Origin of the sequence: Aliivibrio sp. SR45-2 (genome assembly GCF_963890165.1) — a bacterium.
In the GTDB taxonomy this organism is placed as follows: domain Bacteria; phylum Pseudomonadota; class Gammaproteobacteria; order Enterobacterales; family Vibrionaceae; genus Aliivibrio; species Aliivibrio salmonicida.
This window is the reverse complement of record NZ_CAWPRC010000111.1, coordinates 98,451-122,478: the sequence shown is the minus strand read 5'-3', so window position 1 is coordinate 122,478 and position 24,028 is coordinate 98,451. Positions and strand designations below refer to the sequence as shown.

General features: G+C 39.3%; 19 protein-coding genes. 12 read left to right on the top strand and 7 right to left on the bottom strand.

Annotated features, from left to right (window positions below; translation table 11 throughout):
• The first annotated feature begins 321 nt into the window (after positions 1-321).
• A complete protein-coding gene (dtpA, locus tag AACV33_RS05570) occupies positions 322-1,806 on the top strand; it encodes a dipeptide/tripeptide permease DtpA (protein WP_023602671.1) in 1,485 nt (494 codons plus the stop codon).
• Positions 1,807-1,971: 165 nt separating this feature from the next.
• Here dtpA and AACV33_RS05565 read toward each other — a convergent pair whose 3' ends face one another.
• Complete coding sequence (locus AACV33_RS05565) at positions 1,972-2,658, bottom strand: DNA-3-methyladenine glycosylase I (RefSeq protein WP_017022602.1); 687 nt, start codon at positions 2,656-2,658, stop codon at positions 1,972-1,974.
• Between the two features lie 162 nt (positions 2,659-2,820).
• On the opposite strand from AACV33_RS05565, the gene AACV33_RS05560 reads away from it, so the two are divergent.
• Positions 2,821-3,750 carry a Gfo/Idh/MocA family protein gene (locus AACV33_RS05560; protein ID WP_182699153.1) on the top strand — a complete coding sequence of 310 codons (930 nt, stop codon included), beginning with the start codon at positions 2,821-2,823 and terminating at the stop codon, positions 3,748-3,750.
• A 100-nt stretch (positions 3,751-3,850) separates the two neighbouring features.
• Here AACV33_RS05560 and AACV33_RS05555 read toward each other — a convergent pair whose 3' ends face one another.
• From AACV33_RS05555 to proV, 4 genes are all read right to left on the bottom strand, one after another.
• Positions 3,851-4,510, bottom strand: a complete 660-nt coding sequence (locus tag AACV33_RS05555; protein WP_182699152.1) for a nitroreductase family protein — start codon at positions 4,508-4,510, stop codon at positions 3,851-3,853.
• A gap of 337 nt (positions 4,511-4,847) precedes the next feature.
• On the bottom strand, positions 4,848-5,855 hold the full coding sequence (gene proX, locus AACV33_RS05550; RefSeq protein WP_023602668.1) for a glycine betaine/L-proline ABC transporter substrate-binding protein ProX: 1,008 nt from the start codon (positions 5,853-5,855) through the stop codon (positions 4,848-4,850).
• Between the two features lie 2 nt (positions 5,856-5,857).
• Positions 5,858-6,943: a glycine betaine/L-proline ABC transporter permease ProW gene (gene proW / locus AACV33_RS05545; RefSeq protein WP_023602667.1), complete on the bottom strand. Its 1,086-nt coding sequence runs from the start codon at positions 6,941-6,943 to the stop codon at positions 5,858-5,860.
• 4 nt (positions 6,944-6,947) lie between these two features.
• Positions 6,948-8,135, bottom strand: coding sequence for a glycine betaine/L-proline ABC transporter ATP-binding protein ProV (gene proV, locus AACV33_RS05540; protein WP_017022608.1), 1,188 nt, complete (start codon positions 8,133-8,135; stop codon positions 6,948-6,950).
• A gap of 603 nt (positions 8,136-8,738) precedes the next feature.
• On the opposite strand from proV, the gene AACV33_RS05535 reads away from it, so the two are divergent.
• Entirely contained in the window at positions 8,739-9,224 is a 486-nt protein-coding gene (locus AACV33_RS05535; RefSeq protein ID WP_017022609.1) for a VOC family protein, read from the top strand.
• A 73-nt stretch (positions 9,225-9,297) separates the two neighbouring features.
• Here AACV33_RS05535 and AACV33_RS05530 read toward each other — a convergent pair whose 3' ends face one another.
• Positions 9,298-10,410, bottom strand: coding sequence for an NADH:flavin oxidoreductase (locus AACV33_RS05530; RefSeq protein WP_023602666.1), 1,113 nt, complete (start codon positions 10,408-10,410; stop codon positions 9,298-9,300).
• Between the two features lie 210 nt (positions 10,411-10,620).
• On the opposite strand from AACV33_RS05530, the gene AACV33_RS05525 reads away from it, so the two are divergent.
• The 3 genes from AACV33_RS05525 (at position 10,621) to AACV33_RS05515 (ending at position 12,728) form a co-directional block, all read left to right on the top strand.
• Entirely contained in the window at positions 10,621-10,971 is a 351-nt protein-coding gene (locus AACV33_RS05525) for a rhodanese-like domain-containing protein (protein ID WP_023602665.1), read from the top strand.
• Positions 10,972-11,149: 178 nt separating this feature from the next.
• Positions 11,150-11,977, top strand: a complete 828-nt coding sequence (locus tag AACV33_RS05520; RefSeq protein WP_017022611.1) for a CPBP family intramembrane glutamic endopeptidase — start codon at positions 11,150-11,152, stop codon at positions 11,975-11,977.
• Between the two features lie 406 nt (positions 11,978-12,383).
• Complete coding sequence (locus tag AACV33_RS05515) at positions 12,384-12,728, top strand: type II restriction endonuclease (RefSeq protein WP_155674117.1); 345 nt, start codon at positions 12,384-12,386, stop codon at positions 12,726-12,728.
• Between the two features lie 44 nt (positions 12,729-12,772).
• Here AACV33_RS05515 and dcm read toward each other — a convergent pair whose 3' ends face one another.
• Positions 12,773-14,077 (bottom strand): DNA (cytosine-5-)-methyltransferase, encoded by a 1,305-nt coding sequence (dcm, locus tag AACV33_RS05510; RefSeq protein ID WP_182699151.1) that lies wholly within the window; start codon positions 14,075-14,077, stop codon positions 12,773-12,775.
• A 111-nt stretch (positions 14,078-14,188) separates the two neighbouring features.
• On the opposite strand from dcm, the gene AACV33_RS05505 reads away from it, so the two are divergent.
• The 6 genes from AACV33_RS05505 (at position 14,189) to AACV33_RS05480 (ending at position 23,780) form a co-directional block, all read left to right on the top strand.
• Positions 14,189-16,039 carry a DEAD/DEAH box helicase gene (locus tag AACV33_RS05505; protein ID WP_182699150.1) on the top strand — a complete coding sequence of 617 codons (1,851 nt, stop codon included), beginning with the start codon at positions 14,189-14,191 and terminating at the stop codon, positions 16,037-16,039.
• Positions 16,036-17,628: an ATP-binding protein gene (locus AACV33_RS05500; protein WP_182699149.1), complete on the top strand. Its 1,593-nt coding sequence runs from the start codon at positions 16,036-16,038 to the stop codon at positions 17,626-17,628. The genes AACV33_RS05505 and AACV33_RS05500 overlap by 4 nt, the downstream gene beginning before the upstream one ends.
• Positions 17,625-18,548, top strand: a complete 924-nt coding sequence (locus AACV33_RS05495; protein WP_182699148.1) for a hypothetical protein — start codon at positions 17,625-17,627, stop codon at positions 18,546-18,548. Before AACV33_RS05500 ends, AACV33_RS05495 begins: the two co-directional genes overlap by 4 nt.
• A gap of 54 nt (positions 18,549-18,602) precedes the next feature.
• A complete protein-coding gene (locus AACV33_RS05490; RefSeq protein WP_182699147.1) occupies positions 18,603-20,543 on the top strand; it encodes an AAA family ATPase in 1,941 nt (646 codons plus the stop codon).
• Positions 20,530-21,813, top strand: coding sequence for an LlaJI family restriction endonuclease (locus AACV33_RS05485; RefSeq protein WP_182699146.1), 1,284 nt, complete (start codon positions 20,530-20,532; stop codon positions 21,811-21,813). Before AACV33_RS05490 ends, AACV33_RS05485 begins: the two co-directional genes overlap by 14 nt.
• Before the next feature lie 263 nt (positions 21,814-22,076).
• On the top strand, positions 22,077-23,780 hold the full coding sequence (locus tag AACV33_RS05480; protein ID WP_182699218.1) for a methyltransferase domain-containing protein: 1,704 nt from the start codon (positions 22,077-22,079) through the stop codon (positions 23,778-23,780).
• Positions 23,781-24,028: the final 248 nt, after the last annotated feature.

Here is a 24,028-nt window from a genome sequence, read left to right as displayed (position 1 = left end):
TGATTATATCTACTGCCATTTTTATGAATCGTATTTTCTTTCCTCAAAATTATGTCTATAAAACAAACAACTTCCTATTTATCAACGACTGCTGATGAGTGTCATCGTAATGTCAGTATAATTTGTTACTAAATGTTTCATTATATTTTATTCTGTAATCTTTTGATTCAATAGGTTTTTATTGTTTTTATCAATAATGGTAAATTAGATTCCATTTATGGCTAGTGATAAGTAAATGTTAAGTAAGTAAGTTGGTTGTGTAATGCATAAATATATATAAAAAAAATAATATACAATCACAACACATACAGGAAGTTACTTATGTCTAACTTGAATGTTTTCAAGCAACCGAAGCAATTCTATTTAATATTTTCAATAGAGTTTTGGGAACGCTTTGGTTTCTATGGCATGCAAGCCATTTTAGCTGTTTATCTCGTTAAAATTTTAGGAATGTCAGAATCAGAGTCGTTTGTACTCTTTGGGGCATTCTCTGCATTGATTTTTGGTTCGGTCGCCATTGGTGGTTGGGTCGGTGATAAAGTCATTGGCACAAAACGTACAATTACACTCGGCGCTCTTATTCTCACCATCGGTTATGCGTTACTAGGTATTTCTGCATCGGCAGGCAATATCGGTGGCTCTGGTTTGATTTACGTGGCGATGGGTTTCATTACAATGGGTAATGGTTTATTTAAAGCCAATCCATCAAGCTTGCTTGCAAAAGTATATGACAAAGATGACCAACGCTTAGATGGTGCATTTACGATGTATTACATGGCGATTAATCTTGGTTCATTCTTCTCTATGTTACTGACTCCGTGGATTGCGAGTAAATTTGGCTACGGGATGGCGTTTAGCGTCAGTGCTGTTGGCTTGATCATTACTGTGATTAACTTCTTAATGTGTTCTCGTATGGTGAAAGGCGTCGGTTCTGAACCGGATCTTGCTCCTGTAAACAAAGGGCGTTATTTAGGCGTGGTTGTTGGTGCGGTAGCATTAAGCTTTTTATGTTCAATATTATTGCAAAACATTTTCTATGCTCACGCAATCTTAGTGGTCGTTGGTGTTACGATTGTTGTTCTTTATATGAAGGAAGCGTTTAAAATTCAAGGTTTGGAACGTGCAAAAATGTTGGTGGCATTTGCCCTAATGTTACAAGGCGTTGTGTTCTTTGTTCTTTATTTCCAAATGCCAACCTCATTAAACTTCTTTGCGATTCATAATATCGAGCATAATTTGTTTGGTATTTCAGTTGCTCCGGAACAGTTCCAAGCATTGAATCCATTCTGGATCATGATTGCTAGCCCAGTACTTGCCATTGCTTATAATAACTTAGGTGAGCGTTTCGCCATGCCTTACAAGTTCGCTTTCGGTATGGTGCTGTGTGCATTGTCTTTCCTTGTTCTTAAATTCGGTGCAAGCTTTGCTAACGCAGATGGCATCATGAGCTCTAACTGGTTAGTGGTTTGTTATGCGTTCCAATCCGTTGGTGAGCTACTTGTTTCTGGCTTGGGTCTTGCGATGGTGGCACAACTTGTTCCACAACGCATGATGGGTTTTGCAATGGGTATGTGGTTCTTAACCTCTGCTACTGCGGCCGTTATTGCGGGTTGGGTTGCGACACTAACAACGGCACCTGCAGGTTTAACGGATGCAAATCAAACTCTGGCTATCTACAGTGATGTATTTGGTAAGATTGGTTACGCGACAGCAGTTGTTGCAGTGATTACGTTGTTGATTGCACCAAAACTGACTCGCATTATTCGTGGTGAAACCACTGAGCAATCAGATACTGCCAACGCATAATAAAGCGAACAATGTATAAGATATTATTGGCTTAATGTATTTAGGCTAATAAAGTAAAAGCCAATTTGAGAACGCTTTAAAAGCGTGATTCAAATTGGCTTTTTTTATGATGAAAATCAGTAATAGAAAAGTAGGCCAGTGGATAAGGTACTCGTTAATAAGCCGTTAAATACGATTATCACCACAGCTATACGCTATAATTTGACTGATCTCCGATAAGCTGCGTCCAGACTCTTTTTGCCATTGATTGAACGCGTTATTCGCCGCTTGCTGTGCACGTTTCGTATCACGGCCGCTGTCAACGATGTCACAGCTGCGTAAGTAACCTTCTACGTCCGATGACATGATAAATGTATCAACACCCATCTGACGCAGCGCATAGGCTCCTGTGTTCCCTCCGAGTCGTTTTCCATTTTTCTTTAAATAGGCCCAAAGTCCGATGATGTCATCACTTGGCCATTCTGCAACCATCTTACCAAATGAACCATTTTTCAGACTCGCAATGTTAATCATCATGGCATTGGCTGGCACAGTCATCACCTTGGTTAAATGGCGAATAATTCGTGGGTCACTGGCTTTTTCTTCCCAAGTTTCTTCTGGTTGAAGTAATAAGGGTTGAATGCGAAATTGGAAAAAGACCTCTTCAAAATTAGGCCACTTTTTACGAACGACGTCCCATGAGATACCACACTGAAATACCTTTTCAGTAAACGCGGCTAACCAACGGTCATTGGGAATATCAGCAAGTTCTTCACGGGAAAGAGGTTTATGAAGTCGTAACTCCAGTTGATCTTTTCCACCTTTACGTTGTGCCGCTCGTTGATAAATAGAATCAAACTTTTCAATCGTCATGGTTTTCTCAGGTAGAGGAGACAATGGATAGATTGAAGCATAAATAAGCGTGTTTTTGTATGACTTATGATGAATATTGTCTTAATAACGTGAACATCTTAAGAATGTTAAAATAATTTAAATTATACTGAAAAGAGGCGATTAATATAAACAAGGATAAGAATGAAAATTGGAATCATCGGTTTAGGGGATATAGCTCAAAAAGCCTACTTGCCTATCATTACTCAGCTCGAAGGGGTAGAGCCTGTCTTCTGCACTCGAAACTCTGAGACATTAAAACAGTTGGCCTCAAAATACCGAGTTGATCAGATCTGTGAAGATTACCCACAACTGTTAACGATGGGGGTAGATGCCGTTATGATCCACGCGGCAACCAAAGTGCATGCTGATATTGCGTCTTTTTTCCTGAAAAACGGTGTACCTACGTTTGTTGATAAGCCACTTGCTGACTCAGCAGAAGACGTTGAGAAACTTTATGCTATGGCAGGTAAGCACAATCAACCGTTGTATGTTGGGTTTAACCGTCGCCATATTCCACTGTATAACCAACATTTGCCTGAACTAGCAAAAGGTGAGCTAGGTCATTTACGTTCGCTGCGTTGGGAGAAACATCGCCATGCATTGCCTGGTGAACTTCGTACTTTCATTTTTGATGATTTTATCCATCCTCTAGATAGTATCAATTTAAATGCTCAATCGAGTATTGATGATCTCAGTATTACCCATCAAATGCAGGGCAATAAATTGGCGAGATTGGACGTGCAATGGCAAGCAGGGAATACCCTATTGCATGCCTCAATGGATCGTCATTTTGGTATTACCACAGAACGTGTCTCTGCCAGTTATGAAAATCAAGCTTACGAATTTTCTTCTTTTGTGGAAGGCAAAATATGGCAAAACAGTACAGAGCAAAAACTCACACTACAAGATTGGACGCCGATGCTGAGCAGTAAAGGATTTGATCGCATGATCCAAGATTGGATTCAAGTGGTAGAGAAAGGGGCATTAGCGAGTAAGACGATAGATCGCAATATTGCGACTCATCAATTAGCTGAGTGTATTTATCAAAAAATACGAGATAAGATAAAATAGAAAGAGGGCGCTCGTAATGATTGCCTAATGTTCTGTTATTGATAGATACAAAAAAGGCCAGACATCTGTCTGACCTTCTCTATAATTATTGTTTCTATTCTTATAGAACAGTAATTACATCTTCCATTGGTAAACGTGCTTTTGGAAGACCGTAGTTATAATCTTCAACGTCTTTGTGGTAGCCCAAAGCAAGGGCAAAATCACAAACATAGCCATTAAGCTCGTCTTTGAATGTTTCACCAATTAGTGCGGCATCAACCCCTTCCATAGACGTTGAAGCAATACCCATACGAGCAAGCGTATGCAGTGTGTTACCTAAAGCAATGTAAGATTGAGCTTTAGTCCAGTTGCCGTTAAAGCCAGACTCATCTGTATTCAGCTCAACAAAACCATACGCACCATCAAGCATGTCGTTGTAACGCTCAGCAGGAAGGTGGCCAGAACTTACTTCAGCATCAACCACTTTACGGTATTGTTCTTTATCGAACTTAGGGTTGTGTGCGAATAAAATAGTGTGTGACGCTTCTTTCGCATGCGGTTGGTTAAACTGGAACATGTTCGCAAACGTACCGTGGAAACGCTCTTTTGCTTCGTCACTTTCAAGAACGATGAATTTCCAAGGTTGAGAGTTAATTGAAGACGCAGATAAGCGAATCGCTTCTTTAATCACATCCATGTCTTCTGCTGAAATACGTTTAGTTGCGTCGTATTTTTTAGCGGTGTAACGAGAGTTCAAATCGGCAATAATTGGGTGAGTCATATCTACTTCCTAAATTTGTAAACAAAAGCGAAAGGCAGAACATCCGTCCAACGCGTTGTTGATGGGAGTAATATAAGCAATGTTAGTTAAGATAAAAATAGCGTATTTATCCAATGACTATGGAATAAAAATACCATAATAACGTTTCGTTTATTTATTGTGCAGTATAAAAAGATCGCCGAATTTGATGTTTGCTTCTGTGGTGCGGTGAATATTCAAGGTTCAGAGATCAAAAAGGCCAGTAGCGTGTGCTAATGGCCTTTGTTTAATGACTTAATGTTTAGTGACTTAATGTTTGATGCTAGGTAACCACTTACTGTTACGATCTAGCCATTGATTACATTGCGGCTTTTTTCGCTTCGGCTATCCAAGAATCAAACAGTTTCTGATTTGCTTTTATCCAACCGTTCACATGAGATTGGATATCAGCCGAGCTGTTTTTGCCTTTGCTCATCATCATATTCTGAGCACTCACGTCATTGATATTCAATTTCATGATTTCAAATAGTTTAGCGGCTGATGGGTTTTCAGCAGCAAACTCTTTGTTTGCAATAATACGCATAGAGTTCATTTCAAAACCGTAGTTCTTGCCGTTAGACAACGTAGTATCAATATCTTTACGATCACCAGGTAGGGCAGAGAAAGGCACTTCTAACCAGACTACATCTTTATTCGGAACAAGAACGCCACTTACCCAGTAAGGTGTCCACGTGTAATAAAGAATGGATTCACCGTTTTTATAACGAGAGATAGTATCGGCAATGATTGCCGCGTAATTACCTTGATTATGCGTTACGGTGTCGTTCAGTTTGTAGGCAGATAACTGATTTTCAATAACCAGTTCACAACCCCAACCCGGGTTACAACCGGTTAAATCGGCTTTGCCGTCACCATCAGCATCAAACAACTTAGCGATTTTAGGATCTTTTAATTGACCAATGTTTGTGATGCCATATTTCTCAGCGGTTTTCTTATCAATTAAGTAACCTTGAGCGGCACCGCTAACGTATTGGCCTTGGCGATAGAATTTATCATCGCCACCAGACATCTTGTATTTATCGGCATGAAGTGGGAACCAACCAACCGCTAAAAATGTGGCGTCGCCTTTTGCGATTGATGTATAGGCAACGTTGTAATCAACCTCTTTTGTTGGTTTTACATCATAGCCGAGTTCTTCAAGTGCGCGATTTACAATCGAGGTTTGGAACGTCTCTTCAGCAACCGTTGATTGAAGAGCTTGAACCGTCACACCTTCGCCAGGAAGTTTTTCAGCCCAAACGTTGGTTGATAAAGCGAGTGTAGAAACGATACCCACCGTTAGCGCTTTCTTCCATGAATTAATCATTCTTATTTCTCCTTAAGTTTTAGTTCTGGTTCTGGTTTTTTCTTTTGAGCAAAAAATTTCAATACGATAGAGACTGGCCCCATGTGATACCAACGCAGTTTCGTATTACCCGCATTCACACCAAGTACTTGAGTGATTCTATCCAGTAATATGGCGAGAATGACAATACCTAAACCACCGACAGCGGCAAGTCCCATGTCTAAACGACCAATCCCTCTTAATACCATTTGTCCTAAGCCACCAACGGCAATCATTGATGCAATAACCACCATCGACAGAGATAACATCAAGGTTTGGTTAACGCCGGCCATTATGGTTGGTAGGGCAAGAGGAAGCTGAATTCGATACAACATTTGTTTTTTATTGGCACCAAAAGAGTGACCCGCTTCAATTAACTCTTCGGGTACTTGTTGAATACCTAGAATGGTGAGTCGAACGACGGGCGGCAATGCAAAGATTATCGTAACGACAACCCCTGGCACGTTACCAATACCAAATAACATAACAATTGGCACCAGATAGACGAACGCGGGTGTGGTTTGCATGGCATCTAAAAGTGGGCGAATAAATTTCGCAGCCGTTTTGCTTCTGGCGAGCCAAATCCCCAGCGGTAATCCGATAAGTAAACAGAAGAAGACAGAAGTCATCACCAGAGATAGAGTCGTCATTGCCTCCGACCAAGCACCGATAAGGCCAATAAAGACTAAGGACACGGCGGTTGATATACCCAACTTGAGATTCGAAAATTGCCATGCCAATAAGAACAAGATAATGAGCATAAATGGCGCGGGTGTTGAGGTTAATGCGGTTTCAAATGTGCTGAGAATAAAATCGATTGGAATACGGATGGCTTGAAACAGCGGACGTCCATGCTCTACCATCCAATTTAGCCCTGACTCAACCCAGTGATCGACGGGAAGAACCGCTTCTACAAAGGGATTTAAAGGATCAAAAGGAATGGAATCAACGGTTTCACTGTTTAACCAATCAGCCGTTGTTGAGGTTGCGTCTGCAGTTTGACCCCAAGGGTCACTTTGTGGAGCCTCTGTTTGTGCCCATGGATCACTGTTTGTTTGCTCAGATGACATCGTTCTACCCCTTATCTAACGTCTGAAGTAGTCGTGATTTCGTCACAACACCAAAATAATTGCCGTTTTCGTCAACAACAGGCACGGAATAAGGCACATTTGCCACCTGTCCTAAAATATCGTTGATCGGTTGATTTGGTGTCAGTGTTATACCATCAGACAATTGTGCGCTAACAAGAGACGATTTCTGTTTGTGTGCTTCACGTAATGAATCGACGGAAACGATGCCAGAATAGAGGCTGCTTTTATCTACGACGATGCCATATTCTCTGTCGTTATCCATTAAGTATTGGAGTGCTGACGCTGGGCCATCATGTTCTGATTTTTTGAACATAGCGGCTGGTTTTTTACGGGCAATGTCTTTGGCCGTCAAGACGCTTGCGATGTTAACGCCGCGGAAAAAGGCTTCGACGTAATCATTTGCAGGGTTGTTGAGAATATCATCGGGTGTACCGACTTGAACGACATCGCCATTTTGCATAATGGCAATTCTGTCGCCAATTCGCATTGCTTCATCTAAATCGTGCGATATAAAAACGATGGTACGTTTGTCATCGTTTTGCAGTCGTATTAGTTCATCTTGCATTTCAGCTCTGATCAGAGGATCAAGTGCAGAGAATGCTTCATCCATTAACAGGATGTCAGGATCACAGGCTAAGGCTCTTGCTAGACCAACCCGTTGTTTCATACCACCGGATAATTCGTCAGGGTATGATTCTGAATAAACATCGAGTCCAACTCTCTCTAATGCACTTAATGCGCATTTTTTGCGTTTTTCTTGATCTACGCCAGCCAGCTCTAAGCCGAAGGCGGCGTTTTCAATCACCGTCATGTGTGGCATTAATGCGAAGTTTTGGAAAACCATTGAAATGTTATTGCGGCGAACTTGCAGAAGTTCTTCTTCGGAGATGTGTGCAATGTCTTTACCTCTTAGGAAAACACTGCCTTTGGTTGGTTCGATAAGTCGATTGAGAAGACGAACAAGAGTAGATTTACCTGAACCAGAGAGGCCCATAATGACAAAAATTTCGCCTTCTTGAATGCTAAGAGAGACATCATTAACACCTATCGTTAATCCTGTTTTCTCAAATACTTCGTCTTTGTCGGCGCCCTCATCAATCATTGAAAATGCGCGGTCAGTATCCTCTCCAAACACTTTGTACAGTCCCTTAACTTCCAGTATGGGATTCATTTTAAAGTCCTTTGTAAAGTAGGGTTATTAATAAATTGGTTAGTACTATAAGTAATTTTATGAAAATAATCAAGAGAGGCGGATTTTGTGGAGAATGAGATGTTAATTTATAGTGATGTTTTCTTTGTGGTAAAATGACTACTTCATCTATGTAAGGTGTTGATTTTTATTATTTTTGACTCTTGCTTTTAGCGTGAGATTAACGGGTGAATATAACTAATGTGAAATATAAAGGATTGCTTGCTTTGTTGTACGAATGTTTTTGGATGAGGCTAATTTGAAATAATAATTTGAGTACGAATTATTATTTATGCTCGGTTCTATTTGTTAAAAATGAACACGCTATCTAAAGTCTTTCTTTTATGTAGTGAGTAATGATTGGCTAAATACACTGCCATGCTTTCCTATATGTCGAATGTTTTGAAATAACGAACTAGAGTTGTACTTACTAGATGAAGGAATAGGTATATTCATCTCTTAAATAATCATAAATATTAATTATCATTTTTATAATTATTGATAATTTGATGTAATCTATGTCGAGTCATATACTCATTCCATCAAAACGAACAACGCATATATTATTTGGATTTGGAGCGCATTATGAAAATGAATCATGTTGGAATTATGGTAGGTGATATGGATAAAGCGGTTGAGTTTTATACTAAAGCGCTTGGTCTTAATGTTGTTATGGGCAATACCAAAGTAGAAGAAGAGCGTGAAACGGCCATCGGAAGAATGTGTGTTGCTGTTTTTGGCGAGGGGTTTAAAGGGTTCAATATTGCACATCTCATTACAAAAGATGGTATTGGGTTTGAATTGTTCGAAATGAAAGAACGTCAAGAACGCCACGAGGTTGATTTCTCTCGCATCGGTATCTTCCATTTTTGTCTTCAAACGGATGATTTTCATGGTGTGATTGAGCGTACTGAAAAATTTGGCGGTAAAGTACGCATGGATATTATGCGCTACCATCCAGAAGACGATAACAACCCATCTAAAATGGTGTATTTAGAAGACCCATTTGGCAACTTATTTGAGCTTTACTCACACACCTACGAAGAGACGTATTCATCAGAATATGAGTAACACACCATCACGTAAATAACGATGAAAGAAGGGTTGGCCATTGTGCCAACCCTTTTTGCTATTTATTTATTGATTAGTCTTGAGATTTTTTCGGCTTTCTTTTTTTGTACACCACACAAAAATTGCCACGTCTGGTTCGGCATTTTGAGCATCGTTCACAATCGACAGCGGCTCTATTGCCTTCTTTCCAACGCTTTATGAGTTGAGGCTCAGCAAGCAAAGGGCGTGATAAAGCAAAATATTGAATATTGGTGTTCGCCGCCATCGCTTCGATTGCGTCAATATCAGTCAACCCACCTACGGTAATTACCGGAACAGTCACGTCTTTACTGATCACATCACCATATTCATGGAAGTAGCCTTCTTCTTGCAAGGTATAACCATCAAATGACTCCCCAATCATAGCGCTTGCATTACCATGAATGTTGCCTGAAATGATAATGGCATCGACGCCAATTTCTTCCAGTTTTTTACAAATGAGGCGTGTTTCGTCGAAGGTCAAACCGCCTTCAAAAAACTCAGAGGCAGTGAGCTTCACTAAAATAGGGAAGTCATTGCCAACCCGCTTTCTTATCTCAGTATAAATGTCTAGCAAGAATCTCATGCGATTGTCTAAGCTGCCGCCGTATTCATCTTCTCTACGATTATAGTATGGGCTTAAAAACTGATTGATTAAATAGGTGTGTGCAGCATGAATTTCAACGCCATCAAAGCCAGATTCTTGCGCTCTTCGACTTGCTTGAGCAAAGGCGTTTACGATGTAACCGATCTCATCCTTTGTCATTGCTTTACCTAAGGTTAGAGTGCCTCTTTCGCACACCTCACTGGGTGCGAAAATGACTCTTTCACCGACATTGTAGGTCGTTTTTGTGCCGCCATAAGCAAGCTGCATAACGATTTTTGAATCATGGCTATGCACTAATTCGGTCAGTACTTTATATCCCTCAATAAAAGAATCATTGTACATTCCCATCATGCCTGCATTTGGCTTTTCTTCTTCGACGATATTGGCATAGCCGGTGACAATTAACCCAACGTCGCCTTTAGCGAGTTCCTCGTAGATGGCGTATAACTTATCTGTCATGTGCCCATCTTCTGTTGCCATATTTTCCCACGTCGCGCTTCTTATAAAACGGTTTTTTAATGTCATGTTGCCAATATGGGTTTCAGTAAACAAAGTGCTCAAGTGGAATCCTCTTTAAATCGTTATTTTTCATCATGGCTGTTCTTTTCTTGTTCATTTTTGTGATATTTGATGAGACAGCGTGAATATAACGACAATATGGATACAGTTCTTTAATCTGGATTAAAATAATGGCATATCCATCAAGTGAAAAGTATATTGTTTGGTATTGACTCAAAGATGAGTCACTTAATATATAAAAAGGATGAAGGCATGAGAATAAAGGCAGGGTTGTACTTATTATTGGTGATGATCTCTTTTACCAGTTGGGCATCAGAGCGTGGTGAATTAGCTTGGGATCTGGTAGAGCAGGGGGCGTTATTGATCGATGTTCGAACCCCTAGCGAATTTAATCAAGGACATTTAGATGGGGCAGCAAACCTTCCTTTAGATACCATCAATACAGCCTTTTCTGATATAGACAAACAAACGCCAATTGTTGTTTATTGCCGTAGCGGAAACCGTTCAGGTCAAGCGATGAGTTATTTAAAAAAAGCAGGGTTTACTCAGGTGTATAACGGAGGAAGTTTGGACGAAATGGAAGTGTCGCAACCCACTCAATAATAAACGTTTACTCATTAAAGTGATAGGTATATAGAGCACTTCTGCTATTAGCCGGCGCAAAGGTTGAAAAATAATGACGAATAAGCGTATTTTGCTGTCCATTGCTGCAACATATGAGTAATCTTCGTTTCACTTTTAAGACGCGTTTAGACGTCATTATTATTTTAAAGGATTTGTTATGATTTTAGATTTATCGATGTGGATTTGGCTGCCACTTGCGTTGGCGATTGCATTGGCTTTTATTCAGCAAACAAAAGTCAGTTTAGGGTTACTCGGATTAACCTTAGTTGGTGCACTTATAGAACAACGATTAACCGTATCTGGATTAGTCGGTATGCTTGTTGGTTTGTTTGTTGCCTACAGGGCCCCAAGCTTAGAGCGTAAATGGCAGATTGGTGCGTATGCTTTTATCTTTGTTTGGTGTGTGGCTCTTTTTCTGCACTTAATCCCAGGGTTTACGAACGCAAAAGTTTTAGACGCGGTTGTTTCTGGACCACTAAGCATTCCATTTACGATGTATTTGAACCTTGATAAGCCGTTTATCTTCTTTGGTTTGTTATTAGCTTATCCTGCAATATTGGGAAGCAAAGCAACGTTCAATAAAAAAGCGATTCTACTTACCGCTATCCCATTATTTAGTTTGTTACCAATGGCATGGGGATTAGGTGCATTAAAGCCTGAATTCAGCCTGCCAAGTTGGTGGTGGTTATTTGCGTTAAACAATTTATTACTCACCTGCGTTGCAGAAGAAGCCTTCTTCCGTGGCTTTGTTCAACAATCATTAAGTAAGCGTTTTGGTTGGATAGTTGGCATCGCCATCGCCAGTGTTTTGTTTGGCTTAGCTCACATTGGCGGCGGTTTACTCTTGGTTGCTTTTGCTACGCTAGCGGGTGTTGGTTACGGCTTAGCTTTCCATTACAGCTCACGCTTGTGGGTTGCCGTGTTATTCCACTTCTTGTTCAATTTTTTCCATCTGGTGTTTTTTACGTACCCGATGATGAAGTAGATTTATAGTGAGGCATGTCTTATATTCATACCGAGAGTGCCTCTTTATTCATTTGGTTCAACAGTGCAACCTAAACAACGTAATTTAAGCACCCTTCGGGCAACCTGCTTTATCTCGCGAATTGGTGCTGCTCATTCTTCGCAAGCCCCAATGGCTCAACCAAGCCACAAAACGCTTTGCTGTGTCTTGTCCCTACGGGTCAGAATCAGGGCTGGGGAGAGCGGTAGAAAAATATTTTCAGCCTTAAGAGAGACGAAGTTTGTTTAATGTTGGTGTTTATCAAATTATATATGCTACATAAGTAATGAGTTAAAGGTGCTTTAAATCACAAGTTTTATCTATGATTTATTTATCTACTTGATATGGTGTATATATTCATATTAGTCGTAAACATAGGATCTATAATATGAAAGGTGCTCTGAATTTAAGTCCATCATGCGTAAAAACGCTGTCTGCAGTTGAAGCTTTACCTAACCGCTCTAATCAGCACGAACTGAATGGTGTTATTCAATTAAAAGATATTTTAGGTACTGCAAAGCAATCTTTTACCGCTCGGTTCTCTATTCGAGGGCAAGATGGCTATATTGAGTCTGGTGTGACTTGGTATGATGCTCGAGTGAATCATGCAACTCGCTCTGAGTATCGACTTTACTTCCAAACAAATGAAGTAATGAACCTTGCTAAAGAAAACAGTACATTAGTATTAGGTGTGGATACGTCTGATAATTTTTGGGTTGAGCTGATTATCTAAATTTTCATTTATTTCAGCCCCAAATGGGGCTGATTCTTACCAAGTTAGCCTGCTTGTATCTGCTTATTAGTCAACGTATCAACGATCTGTTCTGCTACCGCATGAATGACATTCATGCAGACTGAATTACCGAACTGTTGATAAATTTGGTTTTGTGAAACAGCGTCAACTTTAAAGTTTTCTGGGAATCCTTGTAATCTTGCGCACTCACGTGGTGTTAGTTTTCGAGGGTTTTTATTTAATTGACTTTGATCTATTAGAATTTCAGAACCATCTTTATAGTATCGAGCACTAATAGTATTAGTATAGATACTATCAGCATTAAATAATGAATAACCAAAACCGTTTCCTTTGGTTTTATGTTCAGCTTTGCGTTTTTGGTGGCCTTCCCACAATCTATTTGAAATAGTGAAACGATCCTTACCATATTCTTGCTGATCTGCTTTTAACTCTACTTCTGTTTGTAGAATATCTCCGACACGTGTTGCTGTCTTTGGTGGTTCAGGCCAAGTGAAAGCTTTATCAAAATCAATATTTGGGTATTCATCTTTATTAAAACCGATGATAAATACTCGTTCTCTATTTTGAGGGGCACCAAAATCACCAGCCCTCAATACGCGTACATCGACCCAGTAGTTCAATTTATGCTGCAAAGCATGACGAGCTTCTTCGCTCATTGGAATATCTTCTGGGATTTGTTGATCATGTTTTCCTTGTAAGATATTCATGATTGTTTTGAGTGTTCGGCCTTTATCATGACCTCTTAGTTGCTTAACATTTTCTAGTAGAAAAGCTTTTGGTCTTTTTACAGCTAAAATTTTCTGAACTTCAAAGAACATGGTTCCTCGTGTGTCACTAAATCCCTGTTTTAAACCAGCTTGAGAAAACGTTTGACATGGAAACCCACCAAGAAGAATGTCATGATCTGGTATGTCTCTTGCCGTTATCTTGGTTATGTCACCATTTGGCATGTCACCGTAGTTAGCTAGGTAAGTTTTTTGGGCGAATTTATCCCACTCAGAAGTGAATACACAGTGGCCACCTAGCTTCTGAAATGGATAACGAATGCCACCGATACCTGCAAAAAGGTCGATAAATTGAAAAGTAGCGTCTTCTACTTTTCCTTGTTTTAAAGGAGCATTATCGTAGTATTTCTGCATTTCATTCTCGAGATCGACAATTTTCCCCCATTTTAATGGTGAAGGTTTATGCTCTCCGGCTTCCCAACCTCTAATTGTTCGTTCGCCATCCTTTCCTAGTCCTATCAAATTTGCCAATTCACGTTGACCTAAACTAAGTTTAATTCGTAATTCTTTGATATAGTTGGAAGTATTCAATTTGTGCACCATGTTTTTTAAAGTATCCGGTTTGTGCCCTGGTTATTGGTCGACACTGTATATTTAAACATGAAAGAATGCAAGTGGTTATCCTGTTTTTAACCCTGTAATAAAGAGGTGAAAATGACTTATACAATATGTAATGGAATTGTCGAGCAAGATAGTTACTGTGTTAAAGCTGAGGTTTTATTTAAGCTTGGTAAAATATCTGCTACCTCTAATGGTGTAGAAGTTAATTTGATTATTTCAAAACGTCCAGCTCAAGTTGATTTTGAATTTGAAGTGGAACCAACACCTAATTTTACTTTGTTCTTTCGTGGTAAATTATTAGATGAGGAGCAAACACATGCATTAGTTAAGCATGGCTACTTTATATCTGATGGAAGAAGGGTAAATTTTGTTAGCTCTCGTATTTATGAGTACTTAACTATCGCTTTTGGAGATTTACAGCTGCCAAGATTGATGAAACTTCTTCGTTCCTTGTACTTAGAGGGTTTGATTAGTGAGTTTCCTAGTCACCTGATTGAGCTGCTTAGAGAAAACCAGAAAAAACAATCTCATCATGAAAAATTATTTGTGCAATCACTGTATCCATATCAGGAAGAAGGAGTCAACTGGCTAAGTTTTTGCGCGGAAAGTGGTGTTGGAACTATTCTTGCTGATGATATGGGGTTAGGAAAAACAGCTCAAGTTATTGCTTTATGTTGTGATGTTTTGGAGAAAAACCCAAATAGTAAAATTCTCATTGTTGTGCCGAATCCACTAATTGATAACTGGGTTAGAGAGTTTGAATTTTTTGCACCAAGTATTGTCCCATACCTTCACTATGGGAAACATAGACGCGGTGTTGCTTCTGCTTTTGATGAACACAATGTTGTTATCACTCCCTACACAACGATGTCTTCGGACATTACGATGCTTGAAGATGTTTATTTTGATCTCGCTCTGTTTGATGAGGCGAGTATGTTAAAAAACCCTAAATCGAGTCGCTCCCTGTCTGCTCGGCGCTTGAATCTTGGCGTAACAGTTGCTATGTCTGGAACCCCAGTTGAAAATAGCTTAATGGATGCTTGGGCATTAACGGACCTAGTGTTTAAAGGTTTCTTAGGTGCTCAAGATAGCTTTAAGAATTGCTATGTTCATTCTGACTTGTCAGAGACTCTTAATAAGAATTTAGAGGAGCTTGAAAATAGCCTTCGACAAGTTATGTTGCGGAGAATGAAAAAAGATGTACTAAAGCAATTACCAGAAAAGCTTGATATCCACACAGCTGTGTCTTTAGGTGAAAAAGAAAAAGAAAAATATGATTCACTGATTGATGAGATGCAATGTGATAGTAAAAATGGTGGTGGAGGGATCTTACCATTGATTAATAAACTGCAGCAATTTACGGCTCATCCAGCTCTTATCGACCCAACCCTTACTCATGATGTTAATTCTCTTATTAAGCACAGTGCTAAGTTCGAGTTACTTATGCTCCAATTCGATAAGATAGTACAAGTCGGCGAGAAGGTTATTATTTTTGCTACTTTCAAAAAGATAATTGATTTAATACAAGGAGCGATAAGTGAGCGGTATGGTATATTGGCAGGGGTTATTGATGGTCGAACACCAAATGAAGAACGTCAACCACTCATTGATGCTTTTTCTTCATCACAAGGCTTTGATGTTTTATTATTGCATCCAAGAACAGCAGGGATGGGGCTGAATATTACAGCCGCAACTAATGTAATTCATTACTGCCGCCAGTGGAACCCTGCGCTTGAAGAACAAGCTACAGCAAGGGCTTGGCGAAATGGTCAAAAATCCATAGTTAATGTTTATTACATGTACTATGCCGACACAATTGAAGAAAAAATCGATGAACGAATTCGTCTGAAGCAGCAACTTAGTGAACGTGTTGTCTCAGTTACCGATGATAAAGAAACAGACAAGCAGATCATGCTTGCGTATTTGGAAACGTTAGGCTCATGAGTCAAAAAATAGAATTACCAGAAGAAGATGATTTTCGCCCGTCAGCGGCTCGATTAGTCGAGAGTTTACGTGATACCGGCTATAGCAAAGAAGCTGCATTTGCGGATATTATTGACAATTCAATAGCGGCCAATGCAACTCAAATTGAAGTTGAACTTCAGTATATGTTCGGAGAGTTTAGAGTCATCATTAGTGATAATGGTGATGGTATGTCAGAAGAGCAGCTTCGTAATGCTATGCGTTATGGCTCGCCACGCCGTGATAACCCTAAATCACTGGGTAAATTCGGCATGGGGCTTAAAACTGCTTCTACCGCGTTCTGTCGCCGCCTTGTCGTGTTATCTCACCAGAATGGCAGCAATGTCGGGCGAGCGTGGGATATCGACAAAATTATCATTTCAGACCGTTGGGAACTAGAAACCCCAGATGAAGATGAGTATTACGATTACTTTGATGCACTCAACGATTTCTCTGAAACTAGCGGTACCATGATCATTTGGGAAAATATCGACCGCTTAATAAAAAGAGGCAGTGAGAGGCAAGTACAGGCGCAAATTCAATCTCTTGGTAAAGAGCTCTCTTTAGAACTAAGCGCTGTATTCTTTAAGTTCTTAGAATCAGGTGAAGTAACAATATCAATGAAAGTTGGAGACAGCCCTGCTGTTAATTTAAAAGGTTGGGATCCTCTCTGTTCTAAATTTGTGACTAAGGACGGTGTGCGGCCTCGAATACTGAAAGAGAGACCCGTAGAAATTGAAGTTGATAATACAAAGCTTCACTTTACTGTAAAAGGAGGGGTTATCCCCTCTCTAAACGAACTTGATGTAGATGAACAAAAATATGTCCGTTATAACCTAGATAATCAAGGGTTATACATCTATCGAGAAGGTCGCCTTATATGGCACGATGGCTGGCCACATCGTATGTATAAAAAAGAAAGTAAGATCACACGTCTTCGAGTTGAGCTGAATTTCAGCCACGAATTGGATGATGTGTTCAGCATCGACTTTCGCAAGAGTCGTGTCATTATTCCTGCCGAAATCAGAAAAGAGTTACAGCAGCTCATTTCTCCTTGGCGTCAAGAGTTGACTAAAGGGCAAGAACGCTTAACTTCTGCAAATACTAAGCGTGCGCACGGCCCTGCCGATAAAGCGATTGATAAACATAAAAAGCACACCAAGAACTCTGAAATTAAAGTTGATGGTGACACGGTAACGATCCGCAATCAAAATCAGATGAAACCGACCGTGATTGAGGGAATTCGTGTCTATGATGACAAAGCCGTTCGTGTGCATGAGGAAGATTCATTACTGGGTGATTGCTTATGGGAGCCTTCATGTGATGACGAAGGAAATACATGCGTCACCCTTGGCAAGTCACACCCTTACTTCCATAAGATGTATAACGTCTGTAAAGATAATGTCGAGGCCATGAAAGCCTTGGATATGCTGCTGTGGAGTTTATCAAATGCTGAGCACGGTGAGTTCTCTGATGCTAACAAGCATACGTTGAATGGATTTCGCCAAAAGGTAAGTCAAACACTGCGCCATTTAAGTATAGAGCTACCTGATGTGGAGGAAGATGAATGAGTTACCAATATGATTTATACGATTTTAAACGTTATTTGAATGATAAAAACCCGAAGTATCGAGTGGATGGCCTGATTTTTTGGAAGACGACAATTCCTATCCCCATAGATTTGTTCAACCGAATTTTTAATGAATCAGATCATATCGTTACTGATTACATTTACCAGCTAGCGGCAAGTGCTGTGGCATTTAGCCATCAAGAGCAATTTGAAAGTACCTTTGAGGTTGCAGTGACCGACCTCCCTAAGGGAGACTTAAAGAAAAAACACTCCGTCTTGCTAGCTTGGCTCAATGAGCAATTACCAGAACGCTCTGAAATTACTCGTATGGCTTATGAAATAGCGGACATCTTAGGGCTTGATGCGTTCACCTTCTCAACTGAAAAAGTTGCTGAGGCACTTCAACACCAAGGTAAAAAATATGCTCGTATTTTTATGCCTGAAGCGGTAAAAGCGCATTACGCTTTGATTCCTGATTGCGAGAGGGTTGGTACAGCTAATACGGATATGTTTGGCAATATTATTGCGGATCGCTACGGTATTTATAGAGCTGGATTTGGTGACGCTTTAGTCGCTATTTTTAATGGGTTACTGGATTTTCGTATCCTTTGTTCTGGTCGAGGAGAGCATTTGAGTAACTACAGAATAGTCGCTCCTCTGATCGAAGATATTGATGTTCGTCTGGCTAAAACAAGTGATGGTTCGCTATGGGAACCGGGGTATGACGATGAGCATTTTATCACGCTTAATAATGAACACCCCCTTATGCGTAACCTGTCAGAAGAGCAATCAAGGCCTTTGGCTGAATGTCTGTTTTTTATGGGTGAGTTTGAGAACGGTCAGTTTTCAGATACCAACAAAAAGTTGATTGAAAATCTACGCCAAGAGATCTCGCGTAGCCTTTGGATTAAGCACGATTAACCTCTATACAGCTGCCTACGGGTAGTTGTAATTGAATTTAGGGACAAGAAAGTAATGCTTTCAAAAATAAACACTGTCGGTGAATGGTATAAGAGTGAGCCGGAGTCAAGCTGGCACTTTGATGAGTTCTTGTTTACAGAAGAAGCCAAGCATGCTTTTAGTCAGCTAGATTTGGATCTTGAGATATTCGATCACTCAGCTCGAATTAATATCACAAAAAATCACTGTTATATTCCTAGCCACTACTTCTTGTATGCACTAAAGCTCCAACCTTTAGTATCTTTGCTTAGTAATTACATGACTGTATTTGACCAAGTGAAGAGTTCGGTAAAGACAGCTGTTAATTTTCACAACTTGATAAATAACACTTCACCGTCAAATCCTGTATTAGCTTCATTAGACACATATAGTAGAGATAATTTTTTTAGCGTATTCCGTTCAAAAGATAATCGACTAGGTGGAAAAGACATTATTAATGATGACAAAGCTAAAGGGAAAAAATATCGCACGCCAGACAGTTTTATGAATTCAATTTTGTTGAAAGCCTTACCTGTCCCAGATGCCAGCTCTGGCGTGCTTGGTGATTTGCTCTATGCATTTTCAAAATCGCCATCAGCTTACCAAGCTCTTGTAGACAACTACTCTCCAGCTATTCCATATTTATTTAAGTCAACAAGTGGGAATGAGCTAATCTTTATGATTTTGTCTACGCTGGGGTGGCAAGGTAAATTGGATGCTGAATTAAGCCCATCCTCATCAGGATTTGCTGATTGGGGTTCAATTGATAAAGCATTCTTGTTTAGACCTACTTCTATATCGGGTAACGCAGGATATGTTGAAGAGCCTATTCATTATCATACCCCCTCACACCAATATGTATATGTTAAAACAGGCTTACTTGATACTGATGAACTAAGAGCAAGTGTCTCTGAGCTTATCTCTGAGCTGTGGGATAACATGTCCATTCAGAAAGATGATGAGGCGTTTTTCTTTAAATCCTCTCTTAGCATTGACTCTAAAGCTCCTGCATTTACAGGTGCAACCAATAAAATCTTTTATGGTGCACCTGGAACAGGTAAGAGCCACCACATTCATAATGTAGAGTGTGAAGGAGCCGACACAATCGTAACAGTCTTTCATCCAGACACTCAATACAGTGATTTTGTCGGTGCACTTAAACCTAACATGGCAACAGACGAAAACGGTAAATCCTACGTAGCTTATCAATTCCGCCAAGGTCCGTTTACTAAGGCATTAATAGAAGCAAAATCCCATCCAAGTAAACATATCTGCTTAATTATTGAAGAGATCAATCGGGCTCCTGCCGCAGCTGTATTTGGCGAGTTGTTCCAACTTTTAGATAGGGATAAGAATGGTCAAAGTACTTATAAAATAGATGCGTCTGACCCAGATATGCTTGTGCATATTAATGAACAACTTCGTTCAGTAGGTGCGCCTGAATTATTGCAGCTAGAAATACCAGCTAACCTATCAATACTCGCCACAATGAACAGTAGTGATCAAGCGGTCATGCCAATGGATGCAGCGTTTAAACGTCGTTGGAGCTTTCAGTATATTGACATAGACTTTTCTAACCCTGACGTGCCTAATCATAACTTTCAGATTGCTACCAGCGATGGTGAATATGGCATTTTTTGGGCAGAGCTAGCTAAGATTATTAATGATGCTTTAGTTGACTGCAACGTGGCAGAAGACCGACTTATTGGCCCATTCTTCTTAACTGAAAAGGAGATGAAAGATAGCCTGACAGCAAAAGAAACCTTGAATGGCAAGTTGTTTGTTTACTTATGGGATGATGTTTTACGTCATATCGGTCCAAAGAAAATTTTCTCAGCTCAATACAAAACGTTTGGGAAGTTATCGAGTGCTTTTAGGAAAAATACTGCAGTCTTTAATTCACTGATAGAAGAGAAAATCGCTGAGAAAGGTCAAAAATTAGGAATTACTGAGATTGTAAAAGATGCCACAGAATAAAATTCTCTACTTATCGGATCGTATTTCTCTTACTGATACATCCATACCGAGCTCAGTTATTGATGCATTACACGACCAAGGGCTTATTGCTCCAGATATGAAGAAGGTACATTATTGCGGTGTAATATCTTACAGCGATGGTTTAGCTGTATTTTTACCTCGTAACCATCTTGCTTCAATTAAAGATGGTGGCATCGCAGGTTACTATCTTCTTCAAGCTTTACTTAAATACTATCAAGATAAAGATAGTGGTGTTTATGCACAAGAGAATAGCGATGAGGTTATCGGCGGCAGGCAGTTCTCTTTAGCTATTTCTCTACTCGATGATTACCGAACTAATGGGTTATATGTTCGTCGAATGAAAGAGAATACTGTTAACTCTGGTAAAGTTAATTGGTCCCGCACTATTTCTCGTAGTTCATCTTATCCTGCTTCTAGTGGTTCTGTTTATTTAGAATTGCAATCATCTCGTGCTAGGTATCTTACATATTGTGAAACAGCAAAGATACATGCAGAAATTATCAAAGAATTACTGTCAGATTATGGAACTTTATGGTTTGGTGTTTTTTCTCATTTTGATTTGAAAGTAGAGTCTCTTGTTAGCTCTATAAGGAGCATTGAAGCTAAGTTTGCATATCTTGAACGGCAATTGCAGCTTAGTTATTCTGAAAGAGATATGTTTTTGATAAAAGCTTTAATTAAATACCTGAGAGAAAAAAAGGGAAATGAGACTAATTGTGTCTTAATAGGAGTACGTAAGTTCCATAATTTATGGGAAGCAATGCTTGATCAGTGTTTAGTTGGGAAATATGAAGTAAACAATAGACTTCCTGTACCTGTATATCAAACAGAAAATAATAGTTTTATTCCTGTGGCACGGAAATCACAAAGAACAGATACCGTATTGAAAAGAGGTAAACATAGTCAGTTTGCTGTAATTGATGCGAAATACTATTGGGCAATCTCGCCGAATACTGCACCTGGTTGGTCAGATCTGGTTAAACAATTTTTTTATCAAAAAGCGTTATGTCAGTTAGAAGGTCGAAATGCCAAAATTTCCAACCATTTTATATTCCCTGGTCAACAACAACATTTGAAAGCCGCTTATGTCACTGAACGTGATATTACTATGTTATCTCCTTCGGATGCGCTTCTTGACTACTCTCCAATTTATTGCCACTACCAAGACCCAATAATTCTTTTAGAAGTTTATGTTAAAGGTGAGAAGCTAAGTAATTTGACTCAGGAGATATTTTCAAAAATTAAATAAAAAAAAGCCACACAAGGTGGCTTTTAGAACTAACTTTAAAAGTTAGTTTACTTTAAATTGGCCAAATCAATATAGCATGAATAGGGCTATAAGCACTGTTCTTTCGAGTAGTATTATGAATTATTTTAGAGCATGGGCTTGGAACGAAATTATGTATTATAGTATTTGTGAACATTACATGGAAACTAAAGCATCCAATGCCTGCTTACATGTGGCATGATACAGCGAAACTTTCGATAGGTTGATAAGGCAGTACACAGCAGATCATGAAGAATATTAAATTCTATAATCAGCACTCAGAAGATCTACTTCAAAATTACATATCAGTAACGTTTGAAGACGTTCATGCTAGTTGGAAACCATTTTGGCCATGTTCAGGTGATAAGGTTCTAGATGTTGGTGCAGGCATTGGTCGAGATGCTAAATGGTTTTCAGAGCAAAAGTGTACCGTTATAGCATTGGAACCTGCTCAAGAAATGAGGGCGTTAGGTCAGAGATATACGGGTAATGAAGTTCAGTGGCTTGATGACTCATTACCTGAGTTGAGCCACACTATAGGCTTAGGTATACGCTTTGATATAATTTTAGTTAGCGCGGTTTGGATGCATATTCCAGTAAGCTCACGTGCTCGTGCTTTTAGAAAGTTATCTAATCTTCTTGCTCCAAATGGCCGCTTGGTTATCAGTTTACGCCATGGCAATTTTAATGATGGTCGAAGTTCGTATTCATGTTCAACTGATGAATTAGCTCAATTTTCAAAAGATGCCTGTTTACATACACGGTTAGTTACCGAAGTTGAGTCTGATGCATTAAAGCGTGGTGACGTTCAATGGCAAACCGTCGTCATGAGTTTACCTGATGATGGCTCTGGTGATCTTAATAAAGTTCGTCATATTATTGTTAATGACAGTAAAAGTTCAACCTACAAATTAGCACTATTACGTGTGTTATTGCGTATTGCCGATGCTCATTCAGGCTGTGTTATGGATCGCACTGATGGTGAAGTCTCAATTCCATTAGGGTTAGTAGCGCTTTATTGGATTAAAGCGTATAAGCGATTAATTGATGTCGGAAACATTCAGCAAAACAGTAATACCAAAAAAGGTTTAGCATTTATAAGCAAAGATGGATGGGAGCAGCTAAAGCACCTGTCTGCGGATGATTTAGCTATCGGTGCTGTATTTTATGGTGAAGAAGCCAAAGCATTGCAAAAAACAATGCAAGCGACGATTAAAGCCATGAAAGAGGGTCCTATTAAGTTTATTTATTCAGGGTCTTTAAAAGATAATAACCAAGAATTTTCAACAGTAGCACCATCAAAAAGACGAAAAATAGAGTCAACTATTGTGTTAGATTCTGCTTTTTTTGAGAGCTTTGGTTCATTTGTTTTAAAGCAAAATCTTTGGGAGTGCTTCCGTCTTTATTATTCGTGGATTGAACCATTAGTCGTGAATCAGTGGATCTCTGAAATGCAACGATTTGAAGCAAACAGAGAGAATAATATAACGCTACAAACGTATCATGATTGTTTAGTTTGGTTAGATCAAAAGCATGATACGAATCGAATTCGTTCGAAAATAGAGGATTTAAAAGCACAAGGTCATTTGATTCAATGTGTTTGGGGTCAAACTAAGATTAATGACGAATATCACGTAGATCACTGTTTACCTTTTTCGTATTGGCCAAATAATGATCATTGGAATTTGTTGCCTTCGAGTAAAGCGTTAAATTTAAAGAAAAGCGATAGAGTTCCTTCGTTAAATAGACTCGAAAAATCGAAAACTACCATTCTTGATTGGTGGCAAATGGCGTGGAAAAACCCAAATGAACAACAACGTTTTTTTAATGAAGCGGCTCTTTCATTACCAAATATTCCTCCCCAATGTAGAGATTTTGAGGCAGTATTCGACGCCATGGGATTCCAAATTAAAGGCGTTCAAAGTCGCTTGTTAGTTAGAGAATGGTAAATCACAATAATGGCCTTTAATCCCTAGAAGGCTACTTTTTATTCTTCTGTATAAACGTAATCCCTTTCTTACATATGCCCTTCTAATCACAAAACTAACTGTAGTTAATTATGTTATTAAGTTAACAGTAAAATGCAAAGTGTGATATGCATTGTAAATATTTAGCTTTGGCACCATTCATTTTACGTATGAAATGCTACATAATGGACCAGTTAAGAAATTAGTTTATCAACTGGTTTACAATAATA